Origin of the sequence: Roseomonas indoligenes, assembly GCF_017813365.1 — a bacterium.
GTDB lineage: Bacteria > Pseudomonadota > Alphaproteobacteria > Acetobacterales > Acetobacteraceae > Roseomonas > Roseomonas indoligenes.
Genome location: NZ_JAGIZA010000011.1, coordinates 149,793 through 163,025, shown reverse-complemented (window position 1 = coordinate 163,025; position 13,233 = coordinate 149,793). Strand labels below are relative to the sequence as shown.

12 protein-coding genes are annotated in these 13,233 nt (G+C 71.3%); 3 read left to right on the top strand and 9 right to left on the bottom strand.

Annotated elements, in window-relative coordinates; translation table 11 throughout:
* From J5Y10_RS17990 to J5Y10_RS17975, 4 genes are all read right to left on the bottom strand, one after another.
* Positions 1-984 (bottom strand): NAD-dependent epimerase/dehydratase family protein, encoded by a 984-nt coding sequence (locus J5Y10_RS17990; RefSeq protein ID WP_209375415.1) that lies wholly within the window; start codon positions 982-984, stop codon positions 1-3.
* 5 nt (positions 985-989) lie between these two features.
* On the bottom strand, positions 990-1,970 hold the full coding sequence (gene gmd, locus J5Y10_RS17985) for a GDP-mannose 4,6-dehydratase (RefSeq protein WP_209375414.1): 981 nt from the start codon (positions 1,968-1,970) through the stop codon (positions 990-992).
* A gap of 75 nt (positions 1,971-2,045) precedes the next feature.
* A complete protein-coding gene (locus J5Y10_RS17980) occupies positions 2,046-3,233 on the bottom strand; it encodes a glycosyltransferase family 4 protein (protein WP_209375413.1) in 1,188 nt (395 codons plus the stop codon).
* Positions 3,230-4,429, bottom strand: a complete 1,200-nt coding sequence (locus tag J5Y10_RS17975) for a glycosyltransferase family 4 protein (protein WP_245214852.1) — start codon at positions 4,427-4,429, stop codon at positions 3,230-3,232. Before J5Y10_RS17975 ends, J5Y10_RS17980 begins: the two co-directional genes overlap by 4 nt.
* Positions 4,430-4,438: 9 nt before the next feature.
* Here J5Y10_RS17975 and J5Y10_RS17970 point away from each other — a divergent pair, with 9 nt between their 5' ends.
* The 3 genes from J5Y10_RS17970 to J5Y10_RS17960 all read left to right on the top strand — a co-directional run bounded on the left by J5Y10_RS17970 (position 4,439) and on the right by J5Y10_RS17960 (position 7,114).
* Complete coding sequence (locus J5Y10_RS17970) at positions 4,439-5,164, top strand: SGNH/GDSL hydrolase family protein (protein WP_209375412.1); 726 nt, start codon at positions 4,439-4,441, stop codon at positions 5,162-5,164.
* A gap of 59 nt (positions 5,165-5,223) precedes the next feature.
* A complete protein-coding gene (locus tag J5Y10_RS17965; RefSeq protein WP_245214834.1) occupies positions 5,224-6,588 on the top strand; it encodes a leucyl aminopeptidase family protein in 1,365 nt (454 codons plus the stop codon).
* Between the two features lie 115 nt (positions 6,589-6,703).
* Positions 6,704-7,114 carry a MarR family transcriptional regulator gene (locus J5Y10_RS17960; RefSeq protein ID WP_209375411.1) on the top strand — a complete coding sequence of 137 codons (411 nt, stop codon included), beginning with the start codon at positions 6,704-6,706 and terminating at the stop codon, positions 7,112-7,114.
* A gap of 81 nt (positions 7,115-7,195) precedes the next feature.
* On the opposite strand, the gene J5Y10_RS17955 is transcribed toward J5Y10_RS17960, so the two are convergent.
* The 5 genes from J5Y10_RS17955 to J5Y10_RS17935 are packed head-to-tail and all read right to left on the bottom strand — an operon-like array spanning position 7,196 to position 13,222.
* On the bottom strand, positions 7,196-7,612 hold the full coding sequence (locus J5Y10_RS17955) for a hypothetical protein (RefSeq protein ID WP_209375410.1): 417 nt from the start codon (positions 7,610-7,612) through the stop codon (positions 7,196-7,198).
* Positions 7,609-9,216 carry an ABC transporter ATP-binding protein gene (locus tag J5Y10_RS17950; RefSeq protein WP_209375409.1) on the bottom strand — a complete coding sequence of 536 codons (1,608 nt, stop codon included), beginning with the start codon at positions 9,214-9,216 and terminating at the stop codon, positions 7,609-7,611. Before J5Y10_RS17950 ends, J5Y10_RS17955 begins: the two co-directional genes overlap by 4 nt.
* On the bottom strand, positions 9,213-10,262 hold the full coding sequence (locus tag J5Y10_RS17945) for an ABC transporter permease (RefSeq protein ID WP_209375408.1): 1,050 nt from the start codon (positions 10,260-10,262) through the stop codon (positions 9,213-9,215). The genes J5Y10_RS17950 and J5Y10_RS17945 overlap by 4 nt, the downstream gene beginning before the upstream one ends.
* On the bottom strand, positions 10,259-11,365 hold the full coding sequence (locus J5Y10_RS17940; RefSeq protein WP_209375407.1) for a microcin C ABC transporter permease YejB: 1,107 nt from the start codon (positions 11,363-11,365) through the stop codon (positions 10,259-10,261). The genes J5Y10_RS17945 and J5Y10_RS17940 overlap by 4 nt, the downstream gene beginning before the upstream one ends.
* A 6-nt stretch (positions 11,366-11,371) precedes the next feature.
* On the bottom strand, positions 11,372-13,222 hold the full coding sequence (locus J5Y10_RS17935) for an extracellular solute-binding protein (RefSeq protein ID WP_209375406.1): 1,851 nt from the start codon (positions 13,220-13,222) through the stop codon (positions 11,372-11,374).
* Positions 13,223-13,233: the final 11 nt, after the last annotated feature.

Sequence of the window (13,233 nt, the reverse complement as noted above, 5' to 3'; positions counted from 1 at the left end):
TCAGCCGCCCCGCTTCTCCGCCGCCACGCGCGCGCGCCAGTCGTCCAGCACGCTCCGGAGCGTGTCCTCCCAGGCGATCCGGGGAGCCCAGCCGAGGGCCTCGCGGGCGCGGCTGTTGTCGCCCAGCACCCGCTCCACATCCGTCGGCCGCAGCCGCGCCGCCTCCTGCTCCACCCGCGCCTCGACGCCGGAGAGGCGGAGGAGGCTGTCCAGCATGTCACCGATCCGGCGGGGCGTGCCGGAGCAGATGTTCAGCGCGACCCCTGGCGTCAGCGCATCCGCCCGCTCCAGCGCGGCGACATAGGCGGCGCAGACGTCGCGCACGTCGAGGAAGTCGCGCCAGCGGTCCAGCGCCCCGGTCCGCAGCACCGGGGCCTGCAGCCCGGCCTCGATCCGGGCGACCTGGTGGGCGAAGGCCGCCACCACGAAGCCGTCGGTCTGTCCCGGGCCGGTATGGGTGAAGGGGCGCAGCCGCACGGCGCGCAGGCCGCGAAGGGCCAGCTCGCCCAGCGCCAGGTCGGCCGCCGCCTTGCTCGCGGCATAGGGATTGGCCGGGGCCGGCGTCGCGTCCTCCGCCACCGGCCGGCCGGCCTTGAAGGCCATCCCATAGACCTCGCCGGAGGAGGCGAGGAGGAAGGGCGCGGCGGGCGCGACCCGCAGGACGGCCTCCGCCAGCGCCACCGTGCCCGTCAGGTTCGTGCGCCAGACCGCCAGCGGGTCCCGGAAGGAGGCGCCGACATCGGCCCGGGCCGCGAGGTGCAGCACGGCATCCGGCCGGGCCGCCGCCAGGGCGTCCGGCATCGCCGCGGGATCGTCGAGGTCGAGGACCAGCGTCTCGTCCGCGCCGGCCACGCTTCCTTCCGCCCGCCCCCGCGTGGTCCCGATCAGGACCGTGCCGGGGAAGGAGGCCCGCAGAGCGGGCAGCAGGTGCCCGCCGACGAAGCCCCCGGCTCCCGTCAGCAGGATGCGGCCGGGTCGGGCCACCGGGCCTAGCGCATCCGCGCGCGGTGACGGGCGAGGTCCGCCTCGACCATCTCCTTGATCATGTCCTCCAGCGTCGTCTCGGCCGTCCAGCCGAGCTTCGCCTTCGCCTTGGCGGGATCGCCGAGCAGCACGTCCACCTCGGCGGGGCGCATGAAGGCGGGGTCCACCTTCACGAAATCCTCGTAGCCCAGGCCGACATGCTCGAAGGCGATGCGGCACATGTCCCGCACCGTCACCGTCCGGCCGGTGGCCACCACGTAGTCGTCCGGCGTGTCCTGCTGCAGCATCAGCCACATGGCCTGCACGTAGTCCCGCGCATGGCCCCAGTCCCGCTTGGCGTCCAGGTTGCCCATGGGCAGTTCCTGCGCCAGGCCGAGCTTGATGCGGGCGGCGCCGTCCGTGACCTTGCGGGTCACGAACTCGATGCCGCGCAGCGGGCTCTCATGGTTGAACAGGATCCCGCTGCTGGCGTGCAGGCCGAAGCTCTCGCGGTAGTTCACCGTCATCCAGTGCGCGTAAAGCTTCGCCACCGCGTAGGGGGAGCGGGGGTAGAAGGGCGTCTTCTCGCTCTGAACCGGCTCCTGGATCAGGCCGTACATCTCGGAGGAGGAGGCCTGATAGAAGCGCGCGTTCGGGGCGCCGAGGCGAACCGCCTCCAGCATGTTCCCGGCGCCCATCGCGGTGACCTGGCCCGTTAGCAGCGGCTGGTTCCACGAGGTCTTCACGAAGGACTGGGCGCCGAGGTTGTACACCTCGTCCGGCTGGACCTCCTGCAGGATCCGCAGCAGGGCGGAAAGGTCCAGCAGGTTGCCGTCCATCATCCGCACCCGGCCGGCGATGCCGAGCCAGCGCAGCCGCTCGTCGATCACGTCGCCCGAGGAGGAACGGCGCAGAAGGCCGAACACCTCGTAGCCCTTGTCGAGGAGAAGCTGCGACAGGTAGGCCCCGTCCTGTCCGGTCACACCGGTGATGAGCGCGCGCGGCATGGGTTCCAGTTTCGTCTGGTGTTTCAGGCCGGCTGCGTTTAGCGGCCTTGACCCGGCCTTGCTAGGGCAGAACGGTCACAGGGCCGCGTCGGGAGCCCAGCCCTGGCCCAGGCCGAGCGCCGCGCGGTAGTCGGGCACGGCCAGCCGGACCGGTGGAGGGTTCCGCAGGGCGGGATCCTCCGCGATCCGGCGGAGCGCCGCGGCCGCCTCCTCGGGATCCGGTTCGGCCCAGAGGGCGCCTGGCATGTCGTAGGTGCCCTGGGGATCGCGCGCGGGCACCAGCCGCCAGCCCACGGCGTGGCAGCCCGGGCCGTGCATGAAGTCGGTATTCCCCGACCAGCCCGTCGCCACCACGGGGCGGCCCAGCTCCATCATCTCGGCGATCGCGAACCCGAATCCCTCGGAGCGGTGCAGGGAAATCAGGGCATCGGACGCCGCCATCAGGGCCCAGAGATCACCGCGGGAGAGGGAGGCGTCCATCACCCGGATGTTCGGACGGGCGGCAGCCGCTTCCGCCACCGCCGCCCAACCGGGGCCGGCTTCGGCCGTGCCGTGGGTCTTGAGGACGAGGATGTGGCCGGGATCCCCGCCGAAGGCGCGGGCATGCGCCTCGATCGCGCCCAGCGGGTTCTTCCGCGCCAGGGAGGAGGTGGCGTCGAAGACGGCCAGCGTGACGAAGGCCCTCTCGGGCAGCCCGAAATCCGCCCGTCGCAGGCCGGAAGGCGCCGGGCGCGGCAGGGGATAGGGAACCACTTGCACCGGGGGGCCATCCGGTCGGCGACAGGCCCCGGCCACGAATTCCGAGCCGACCCAGACGGCGTGGCAGGCCGCCAGCCCACGATTCCAGTCCGCGGGCAGCACGGGCAACTCCCAGTTCCACACCCCGATCACCCGCTTGCCAGCCACCGCCCGCCGGCCGAGCGCCAGCAGCGCCCAGGGCAGCATCGGCCCGTTCACATGCACCAGCAGCGTCCCCGGCCCGGGCCGAACGGCGGGCGGCGGGCCGGCGGGGCCCTGCTTCAGCGGGCCGGTCAGGTCCGCCTCCTCAACGGGAATGCCCTGCTCCCGCAGCCCGGCCGCCAGCCGGCGCGTCGCGGCGCCTAGGCCGGTGCGGGCGTTGAAGTAGCCGGCCACCACCACCGGAACAGCGGGCGGCGGCGCGGGGCGCGCGATCCGCGGGGCGAGCAGGGCGGTGAGGGAGAACAAGGCCTCCCGCCGGGCCGATCGCGGCAGAAGCGTCCAGATCCGGCGCAGCGGGCTCATCGAAGGGCTTCCTCGAGCCAGGCGACCAGCCGGGCCGCCTGCGCGTCCCAGTCGGTCAGGCGTGCCCCCGCATCCCGCGCGCCGGCGGAAAGGGCCAGGCGGCGGGCCGGGTCCAGCATCGCGGCCATTGCCTCGGCCAGGGCGGGGGCGGAGGCCTCCCGTGCCACGAGGCCGCTGACCCCGTGCTCCAGCTGGGCGGAGAGGCCGCCCACGGGCGTGGCCACCACCGGCACGCCGAGGGCGAGGGCGACGGGCAGCACGCCGGACTGGCTGGCCTCCCGGTAGGGCAGCACCACCGCCCGGGCGGCGGCGACGAGGGCTGGCATCTCGGAATCCGGCACCCAGCGCGGCTCCACCGTCACGCCCGGCAGGGCGCCGAGGCCGGGGGCGCAGGATTCCGGATCCCCCTCACCCACCACGCGCAGGGTCACGCCGGGGTGGCGGGCGCGCAGGGCGGCGAAGGCGTCGCGCAGCAGGTCCAGGCCCTTATAAGCGCGGATCCGGCCGAAGAAGAGGAAGTCCGCCGCCGGCGCCACGGCCCCCGCCGCCATGGCCGGGATATGGGCACCCAGCGGCAGGCACAGCACGGGAAGGCCGGGCCGCCGCGCGGTCACGGCGCGCGACACGGCTTCCGAGAAGGTCACGGCCCCCGCGGCCGCGTTCAGTTCCCGCCGCAGGCGCCAGTCCCAGGCGAAGGCCGGATCGCCGGGATGGGGCAGGGCATCATGTACCGTGCTGACGAAGGAAAGGCCCGCCCGCGGCAGGGCGCCCGCGACGAGCGGGGTCCAGACATGGTTCATGGCGGAGACGACCACATCCGCGCCCGTGGCCCGGGCCTGGGCGACGAGGCGGCGGCGAAGGGCGGGGATGCGGAGGAGGCCCGTCGCCGCGCCCGCCGCGCCGGCAAAGGTCTCTACGGCGTCCAACGGCACGCCGATCGCGCGCGCCTCCGGCAGCAACTCGTTGCGGTCGGCCAGGGAGAGGGCGAGCCCCACCCCGGGCCGCCCGGCCAGGCCGCGCGCGAGGCAGAGGGCGAACTGGGCCCCACCGCCGCGCCGGCCCCAGTACCAGAGCAGGATTCGCATCCCGCGGCGCGTATCACCCGCGCCCGCCCGGGGAAAGCCGGACGCCCCCAACCGCCACCCGCAGACCGCCTCCACCTCCGCGATCTTGGCGATGTGGGGAACGTGCGGCATAGGCAATGGATGGCCCGGCGCCTCCTCCTTCCCGTCCTGCTCGCCCTCCTCGCTTCCCCCGCCCGGGCGGAGGAAGCGCCGGCCTGTCCATCGGCGGCGCTGCAGCCCCTGGCACTGCCGCGCCTCGCGGAAGCGCTGCGCGAGGGGCGGGAGCCGGTGGTGGTGGCCTTCGGCAGCTCCTCCACCCAGGGCGCCTACGCCTCCTCCCCCGACAGGGCCTACCCGGCGCGGCTGGAGGCGGCGCTGCGGCGGATGGGCATTCCCGTGCGGGTGCTGAACCGCGGCCGCGGCGGGGAGGACGCGCTGGAGATGCGCGCCCGGCTTGAGGCGGACGTTATGGCGGCGCGGCCGACGGTGGTGATCTGGCAACTCGGCGTGAACGGCGCGATCCGCGAGCAGAGCCTGGCCCGCTTCCGGACCCTGCTGCGCCAGGGCGTGACGATGATGCAGGAGGCCGGCGCCGACGTGGTGCTGATGGACAGCCAGCGCGGCCCCTGGGTGGCCGCCCATGCCGTGTTGCGGGACCTGTTCGACGCGACCCTGGCGGAAGTGGCGCAGGAGCGCGGGGCGCAGCTCTTCTCCCGTCGGCGGATGATGGACGAGTGGGTGGCCGCGGGCACGCCCGACGCCGCGATGATCGCGCGGGACGGGCTGCACCACAACGACCGCGGCTATGCCTGCCTCGCGGAGGCCGTCGCGAATGGCATCAGGACATCGATTTCGCTTTCGCGATAAATTGCAAGGATATACAATCTTTGGTTGCAGGAATTGCACAGACCGAATCTTCCTGGGCCTTGGCTGCTTCCGGCTCCGAAGCGCGCACCGTTCATGCCGTGACGCGCCAGGGGTTGCCGGAGCTGTTGGCGCTGCTGGAACCCTCGGCCGCCGCCTTCCTGCGTGACAACGGCTTCGTGGCGGAGGCAGGACGGGTGGTGCTGGTGCCAGGCAGGGAGGGAGTTTCCGCCGCCGTTCTCGGCCTTGGCGCCGCGCCCGCCTCGCCCTGGTCCTACGGCGCCCTGCCATACGCCCTGCCGGAGGAGACGGCCTGGCACCTGGGCGGCGAGGCGGATGAGGACGCCGCCACCCTCGGCTGGATGCTCGGCGCCTATCGCTTCACCCGGCACAAGGCGCCGCCCCGCAAGCCCGCCCGCCTCGTGCCGCCGGAAGGCAGCGCGACGGCGCGGATCCTGGCGGAGGCGATCCTGCGCGCGCGGGAGCTGATCAACCTGCCCGCCGCCGATCTCGGCCCCGCCGAACTCTCCGACGCCGCGCGCGAAGTGGCGGAGCGCTGCGGGGCCGACTTCGAGGAAATCTCCGGCGACGCGCTGACGCAGGGCTTCCCGGCCGTCGCCGCCGTGGGCGGCGGCAGCCATCGTGCGCCCCGCGTGGCGGTGATCCGCTGGGAGGGCAGCGCGGAGGGGCCGCTGGTCGCGCTCTGCGGCAAGGGCGTGTGCTTCGACACCGGCGGGCTGGACCTGAAATCCGCCGAAGGCATGAAGCGCATGAAGAAGGACATGGGCGGCGCCGCGCTGATGCTTGGCCTGGCGGAGGCGCTGATGCGGCTGCGCGCGCCGATCCGCCTGCTCGTCGCGATCGGCGCGGCGGAGAACGCCGTGTCCTCGACCGCGATGCGTCCGCTCGACGTGCTGCGGACCCGCAAGGGACTGACGGTGGAAGTGGGCAACACGGATGCCGAGGGACGGCTGGTGCTGGCCGACCTGCTCACCTTCGCAGGCGAGCACCAGCCCAGGTTAATTGTGGATGCCGCAACGCTGACCGGCGCGGCGCGCGTGGCACTCGGCCCCGATCTGCCCGCGCTGTTCACGAATGATGAAAGCGTGGCCGCCGCCCTTCTCGCGGCGGGGAATGCATGCCACGACCCGGTCTGGCGGCTGCCGTTGCACGAAGGTTACGCTTCGTGGCTCGACAGTTCGGCAGCCGACATCAACAACGTCGGCAGTCGGCCGATGGCTGGTTCCATCGTCGCTGCGCTCTTTTTGCGGCGCTTCGTCCCGGACGATGTCCCATGGGCCCATCTCGACGTTTACGCATGGAACGATTCGGCGCGGCCCGGACGTCCCGAGGGCGGCGAGGCAATGGGCTTGCGGGCTCTCCAGGCCGGACTGATGACGCTCCTGCCTGCATGGGCCGGTTCCTGAGCGGGAATTCCGCAAGACCGCCCCGGGCCGATCTCCGAGAGGGGATGGGTCCCGCAGCTGTTTATAGGTTTGGCGGCCCAGAACGGACCGCCCCATGAGAAGGATTATACTATCGATGCCCGTAGAAGGCACACCGGATCAGTTCGTCGGCATTCTCCGGGATACGGTGGTGGCGCTGGTCCGCCGCGACGGCCCCGATCTCTCCGCGCGGCAGCTGGGCGTGTTCCTGACGGTCTATCTCGGCGAGGGTCCGCATACCGTGCGCGGGCTGGCCGCGTCGCTCAACGTCTCCAAGCCCGCGATCACCCGCGCGCTGGACCGCCTGGGCGAGCTGGATTTCGCCCGCCGCAAGACCGACCCGCAGGACCGCCGCTCCGTGCTCGTCCAGCGCACCGTGAAGGGCGCCGCCCTGCTGCGCGAGATGCGCAGCATCATGGGCGAGGCCGCTGCAGCTGCCGAGGACGTGGACCAGAAGGCCACCGCGCAGGCGGCTAACACCCAGGTCGCCACGAAGCGGGCGAGCTGAAGGCCGCGACATCGCTGGAAGCGCCGCGCACGCCTTCGGGCGCACTGGCCCTTCCAGCGATCTGCCCCGATGCCGGAGAAGCTACCTCTCCGGCAGGGCGCGCACGAAGGCGCGCCAGTCCTGCCGCTTCGCAGCCGCCCTTTCCGTCCCGTCCGGCATACGCGCGTAGAGGCTGAGCACGCCCTTCGCCCAGAGCGCGTCGAAGGCGGCCTCGCTGGAGAGGGCGAAAGCGGCGCTGCGGTCGAACACGCCGTCCCTGACCTTTGGCAGCACCTTCAGGATCCACCAGGCCGCGCCGATGGCCAGGATGGCGAAGCCGAGCCAGGTGTGGACGTACATCGTCGCCAGAAGACTGGCGCCGAGCAGGACGGCGGGAATCAGGATATTCTCGCCGGTCCGGTAGACCGGCGATCCCGGCGCGTTCATCTGCCGGATGTTGATGCCGAGCTTTACCTGTTCCCGGTCCAGCAGTTCGCGCAGGCGTTCGAGTTCGGTCACGTTTCCACCCCGGGTTCGGCACGCAGCTCGAAGGCGGCCTCCATCAGGGCGCGGGTGTAGGGCTGCTTCGGGTTGGAGACCACCTCCTCCGTCTCACCCGCCTCAACCAGTTCCCCGTCCTTCATCACGACGATCCGATGGGCCAGGGCGCGCACCACGCGCAGGTCGTGGGAGATGAAGATATAGGCCAGGCCGCGGCGGGCCTGCAGGTCCCGCAGCAGTTCCACCACCTGCGCCTGCACGGAGACGTCGAGCGCGCTTGTCGGCTCGTCCAGCACCACCAGCTCAGGCCCCAGCACCAGGGCGCGGGCGATGGCAATGCGCTGGCGCTGCCCGCCGGAGAACTCGTGCGGGTAGCGAATGGCGGTGGCGGGATCGAGGCCCACTTCCCGCAGCGCGTCCGCAACCCTTGCATCCCGCTGGACACGGGACAGGGCGGGCTCGTGCACCGCCAGCCCCTCACCCACGATCTCGCCCACGCTCATGCGCGGGGAGAGGCTGCCATAGGGGTCCTGGAAGACGATCTGCATCTTCCGCCGCAGCGGGCGCAGGGCCTTGCGGGAGTGGTCGTGAATGGGCTGCCCGTCCAACGCCACTTCACCCTCGGAGTGCTCAAGCTGAAGCAGGGCGAGGCCGAGAGTCGTCTTGCCGCTGCCGCTCTCCCCCACCACGCCGAGCGTCTCCCCGCGCCGTAGCGTGAGGTCCACGCCGTCCACGGCCTTCACCTGCCCGACCACACGGCGGAACAGCCCGCGGCGGATGGGGAAATGCACCCTCATCCCCTCGGCGCGCAGGATCTCCGGCGCGTCCGGCGGCAGGGGCGCCGCGCGGCCATGCGGCTGGGTCTCGATCAGCATGCGCGTATAGGGATGGGCGGGATTGGCGAAGACATCCGCCACGCGGCCCTGCTCCACGGCCGCGCCGTCCTTCATCACCACGACACGGTCCGCGTGGCGGCGGACGATCGCGAGATCATGGGTGATGAGAAGCATCGCCATGCGAAGCTCCCGCTTTAGCCGCGCGAGAAGGTCCAGCACCTGCGCCTGGATGGTCACGTCCAGCGCCGTGGTCGGCTCGTCCGCGATCAGCAGGCGCGGGTCGTTGGCGAGCGCGACGGCGATCATTACGCGCTGCCGCTGCCCGCCGGAGAGCTGGTGCGGGAAAGCGTTCAGCCGTTCCTCCGCGGCGCGCAGGCCGACACGGTGCAGCAGCTCGATCACGCGTTGGCGCAGCGCCGCGCCACGCATCGGCCGGTGCAGGGTGACCGCCTCCGCCACCTGCCGCCCGATCGTGTGCAGCGGGTTGAGCGAGGTCATGGGTTCCTGGAACACCATCCCCGCCACGCCGCCGCGCAGCCGCTGCAGCTCGCCCGACGGGGCGCGCAGCACGTCCACCCCGTCCAGGGTCACGCTTCCCGCCGGATTGGCGCCGCCAGGGCCGAGAAGACGGAGGCAGGACAGGGCCGTGACGCTCTTGCCGCTCCCGCTCTCCCCCACCAGGGCGAGGGTCTCGCCGGGGCAGACCCTGAAGGAGACGCCATTCACGACCTGATGCCCGCGGAAGGCGACGCAGAGGTCGCGGACGTCGAGGATGGACTCGCTCACCGGCGTCCCCCCATGGAACCACCGGGCTGCTTGCGCGGATCGAAGGCATCGCGCACCGCCTCGCCGATGAAGGCGAGCAGGGTGAGCATGCCACCGAGCACGACGAAGGCGGTGATGCCGAGCCAGGGTGCCTGAAGGTTGTTCTTCGCCTGCGACACCAACTCCCCGAGGGAGGGCGAGCCGGGCGGCAGGCCGAAGCCCAGGAAGTCCAGGCTGGCGAGCACGGTGACGGAGCCGGCCAGGATGAAAGGCAGCATGGTCAGGGTGGCCACCATGGCGTTGGGCAGGATGTGGCGGGCCATCAGACGCGTGTCGGAGACGCCGAGCGCCCGCGCGGCACGGACATAATCCAGGTTGCGGCCCCGCAGGAACTCCGCCCGCACAACGCCGGTCAGCGACATCCAGGAGAAGAGGAGGAGGAAGACGAGGAGCGAGGTGAAGCTCGGCTCAATCACGCTGGCGAGGATGATGAGCAGCAGAAGCTGCGGCAGGCCCGACCAGATCTCGATCACCCGCTGGAAGATCAGGTCCACCCAGCCGCCGTAATATCCCTGCACCGCCCCCGCCACGACGCCGATGACGGAGGAGAGGATGGTGAGGGTGAAACCGAAGAGGACGGAGATGCGGAAGCCGTAGATCACCCGCGCCAGAACGTCCCGCGCTTGGTCATCCGTGCCCAGAAGGTTGCGGGCAGAGGGGGGCGATGGCGCGGGTCGGCCGAGGTCCCGAACCACGGTGCGGTGGCTGAAAGGGATGGGCGGCCAGATCGCCCAGCCGCGCTTGCTCACCTCCTCCACCAGCACGGGATCGGTCCAGTCGGCGGCTGTCGGGAAGCCGTCGCTCAGGATGTCGCTCTCGGCGTATTCCACGGCAACGGGGAAGAACCATTGACCCTCCACCCGTGCCACGATCGGGCGATCATTCGCGATCAGCTCCGCGAAGAGCGTCAGCGCGAAGAGGATGCCGAAAAGCCAGAGCGACCACCAACCCCGCCGATTGGCGTGGAAGTTGGCGAGGCGGCGGCGGGTGAGCGGCGAGAGGGTCAACGGCGGGCGCTGAAATCGATGCGGGGATCCACCAGCATGTAGCTGATATCGCCGATGATCTGCATGACAAGGCCGAGCAGCGTGAAGATGTAGAGGGTGGCGAACATCACGGGATAGTCGCGCCGGATGGCGGATTCGAACCCGAGCAGGCCGAGCCCGTCGAGGCTGAACACGATCTCCACCAGCAGCGCCCCGGTGAAGAGGATGCCGATGAAGGCCGCCGGGAAGCCCGCGATGATCAGCAGCATCGCGTTGCGGAACACATGGCCATAGAGCACCCGCCCTTCCCCCGCCCCCTTGGCGCGAGCGGTGAGGACGTACTGCTTGTTGATCTCGTCGAGGAAGGCGTTCTTCGTCAGCATCGTCAACCCGGCGAAGCCGCCGACGACCAGGGCGATGGTGGGCAGCACCATGTGCCAGGCGTAGTCCGCCGCCCGCTGCCAGAAGGGCCAGGTCTCGCTGCCGGAGGTGGTGAGCCCGCGCAGCGGGAACCACTGCACGAAGGACCCCCCGGCGAAGAGCACCACCAGCATGATCGCGAAGAGAAAGCCGGGAATGGCGTAGCCCAGCAGCACCACGCCGGAGGACCAGGCGTCGAAGCGCGTGCCGTCCCGCACCGCCTTGCGGATGCCCAGCGGGATGGAGACGAAATAGATGATGAGGGTGGACCAGAGGCCGAGCGAGATGGAGACGGGCAGCCGTTCCAGGATCAGGTCCAGCACCGGCCGGCCGCGGAAGAGGGATTGCCCGAAGTCGAAGCGGAGATAGCTCCCCAGCATCTCCCAGAAGCGGGTGGTGGCCGGCTTGTCGAAGCCGAAGGTCTTCTCGATCTCGGCCACCACGGCCGGATCCAGCCCACGCGCCCCGCGATAGGCGGCGCGGGGCCCCTCCCCGCTACCCTCCTGCGGCCGGGGCTGGCGCGTCTCCCCGCCACCCTCGCCGGTCAGGCGGCCGAGGCTGGTGTCGCCCTGCCCGCGCAGCTCCGCGATCATCTGCTCCACCGGGCCGCCCGGCGCGAACTGGGTGACGGCGAAGTTGATGAGGATGATGCCGAACAGCGTCGGCACCAGCAGCAGCAGCCGGCGGAGCAGATAGGCGGCCACGCGCCCCTAGCCCGCGCGCCGGGCTTCGGCCAGGGCGCGTTCCTTCTCGGCGTCGACCCACCAGCTATCGAGGCCGATGGCGCGCTTCGGGGCCCGCTCCGGCCGCCCGAACTTGTCCCACCAGGCCAGGCGGAAGGTGCGGCTGTGCCATTGCGGGATGGCGTGGAAGCCCCAGAGCAGCACGCGGTCCAGCGCGCGGCAGGCGGCCGTCAGCGAGGGCAGGTCCGGCGCGTTGACGATGGTATCCACGATCTCGTCCACCACCGGGTCCTTGATGCCCACGGTGTTGCGGCTGCCGTTCTCGTCCGCCTTCGCGCTCGTCCAGTAGTCCCGCTGCTCGTTCCCGGGCGAGGAGGACTGGCCGAAGACCTCCACCGTCATGTCGTAGTCGAAGGCGTCCATCCGCACTTGGTACTGCGGCGGGTCCACCGTGCGCACACGCGCCTCGATCCCCAGGCGCTGGAGGGACTGGATGTAGGGCAGGGCCACGCGCTCAAAGGTCGGGCCGTTCAGCAGAATCTCGAATTCGAAGCGCTGACCCTGCGCGTTGGTCAGGCGGCGGTCCTTCACCGTCCACCCGGCCTCGCGCAGCAGGTCCAGCGCGCGGCGGGCTCCCTCGCGGTTGTTGCCGCTGCCGTCCGTCACCGGGACCTTGAACTCGCGGGTCAGGACCTCCGGCGGCAGCTTGTCCCGGAACCGCTCCAGGATCTCCTTCTCCCGCCCTTCCGGCAGGCCCCGCGCGGCGAAGTCGGAGTTGGAGAAGTAGGAGGTCGTGCGCGCATAGGAACCGTAGAAGAGGTTCGTGTTCATCCACTCGAAGTCGAAGACGAGGCCGAGCGCCTCCCGCACGCGCCGGTCCTGGAACAGGGGCCGGCGCTCATTCATGATGAAGCCCTGCAGCCCCGTCGGCAGCTCGTGGCGCACCTCGTCGCGCTTCACCCAGCCCCGGCGCACGGCCGGGAAGTCGTAGGCGGTCGCCCAGTCGCGCGCCACGTTCTCGGTGCGGAAGTCGATGCTGCCGGCCTTGAACGCCTCCAGCGAGACGGTGGCGTCGCGGTAGTACTCGTAGCGCATCAGGTCGAAGTTGGCGGTGCCCTTCATCGTCGGCAGGTCGCGGCCCCAGTAGTCGGCCACGCGGCGATAGGCCACGGAACGCCCGGCCTCGAAGCGCTCGATCCGGTAGGGCCCGGACCCGAGCGGCACCTCCAGCCCCGGGCGGGAGAAGTCGCGCCCCTCCCACCAGTGCTTCGGCAGCACCGCGAGCTGGCCGAGGATGAGGGCCAGCTCCCGGTTCTCCTCCGTGGAGAAGCGGAAGGTCACGCGGCGCGGCGTCTCGGCCACCACCTCGGTCACATCGGCCCAGTAGGCGCGGTAGAAGGGGCGGCCGTGCTGGCGCAGGGCGTTGAATGTCCAGACCACGTCCTCGGCCGTGATCGGGCGGCCATCATGCCAGCGGGCGCCCTCGCGCAGCTCAAAGGTCACGCCGCGCCGGTCGGCGGGCAGTTCCACCATCCCGGCGAGGTGGCCGTACTCGGCGCTCGCCTCGTCCGCGCTCTCCTTCAGCAGGGTGTCGTAGAGGTTGCCCATGCCGACGGCCGTGGTGCCGCGCAGGATATAGGCGTTGAAGCTGTCGAAGCTGCCAAGAGCGTAGAGGGTGATCTCCCCACCCTTGGGCGCGTCCGGGTTCACCCAGGGGAAATGGGTAAAATCGGCCGGCAGGGCCGGATCGCCGAGCAGCGACAGCGCATGGACCCGGCGCGGCCCCGCTGGAGCCGCCGCGGGCGTTCCCTGGGCGAGCGCCGGAAAGGCCGGCAGGCCGAGGGCTAGGCCCGAGGAGAGGAGGGTGCGGCGCTGCATGGCCTCACAGT

What these genes read in the sequence shown, in the direction of transcription:
- J5Y10_RS17980 (WP_209375413.1), bottom strand. Translation starts at nt 3,233, where the DNA reads ATGAGCCCGCTGCGCCGGATCTGGACGCTTCTGCCGCGATCGGCCCGG.
- gmd (WP_209375414.1), bottom strand. Translation starts at nt 1,970, where the DNA reads ATGCCGCGCGCGCTCATCACCGGTGTGACCGGACAGGACGGGGCCTAC.
- J5Y10_RS17975 (WP_245214852.1), bottom strand. Translation starts at nt 4,429, where the DNA reads ATGCCGCACGTTCCCCACATCGCCAAGATCGCGGAGGTGGAGGCGGTC.
- J5Y10_RS17970 (WP_209375412.1), top strand. Translation starts at nt 4,439, where the DNA reads ATGGCCCGGCGCCTCCTCCTTCCCGTCCTGCTCGCCCTCCTCGCTTCC.
- J5Y10_RS17960 (WP_209375411.1), top strand. Translation starts at nt 6,704, where the DNA reads ATGCCCGTAGAAGGCACACCGGATCAGTTCGTCGGCATTCTCCGGGAT.
- J5Y10_RS17935 (WP_209375406.1), bottom strand. Translation starts at nt 13,222, where the DNA reads ATGCAGCGCCGCACCCTCCTCTCCTCGGGCCTAGCCCTCGGCCTGCCG.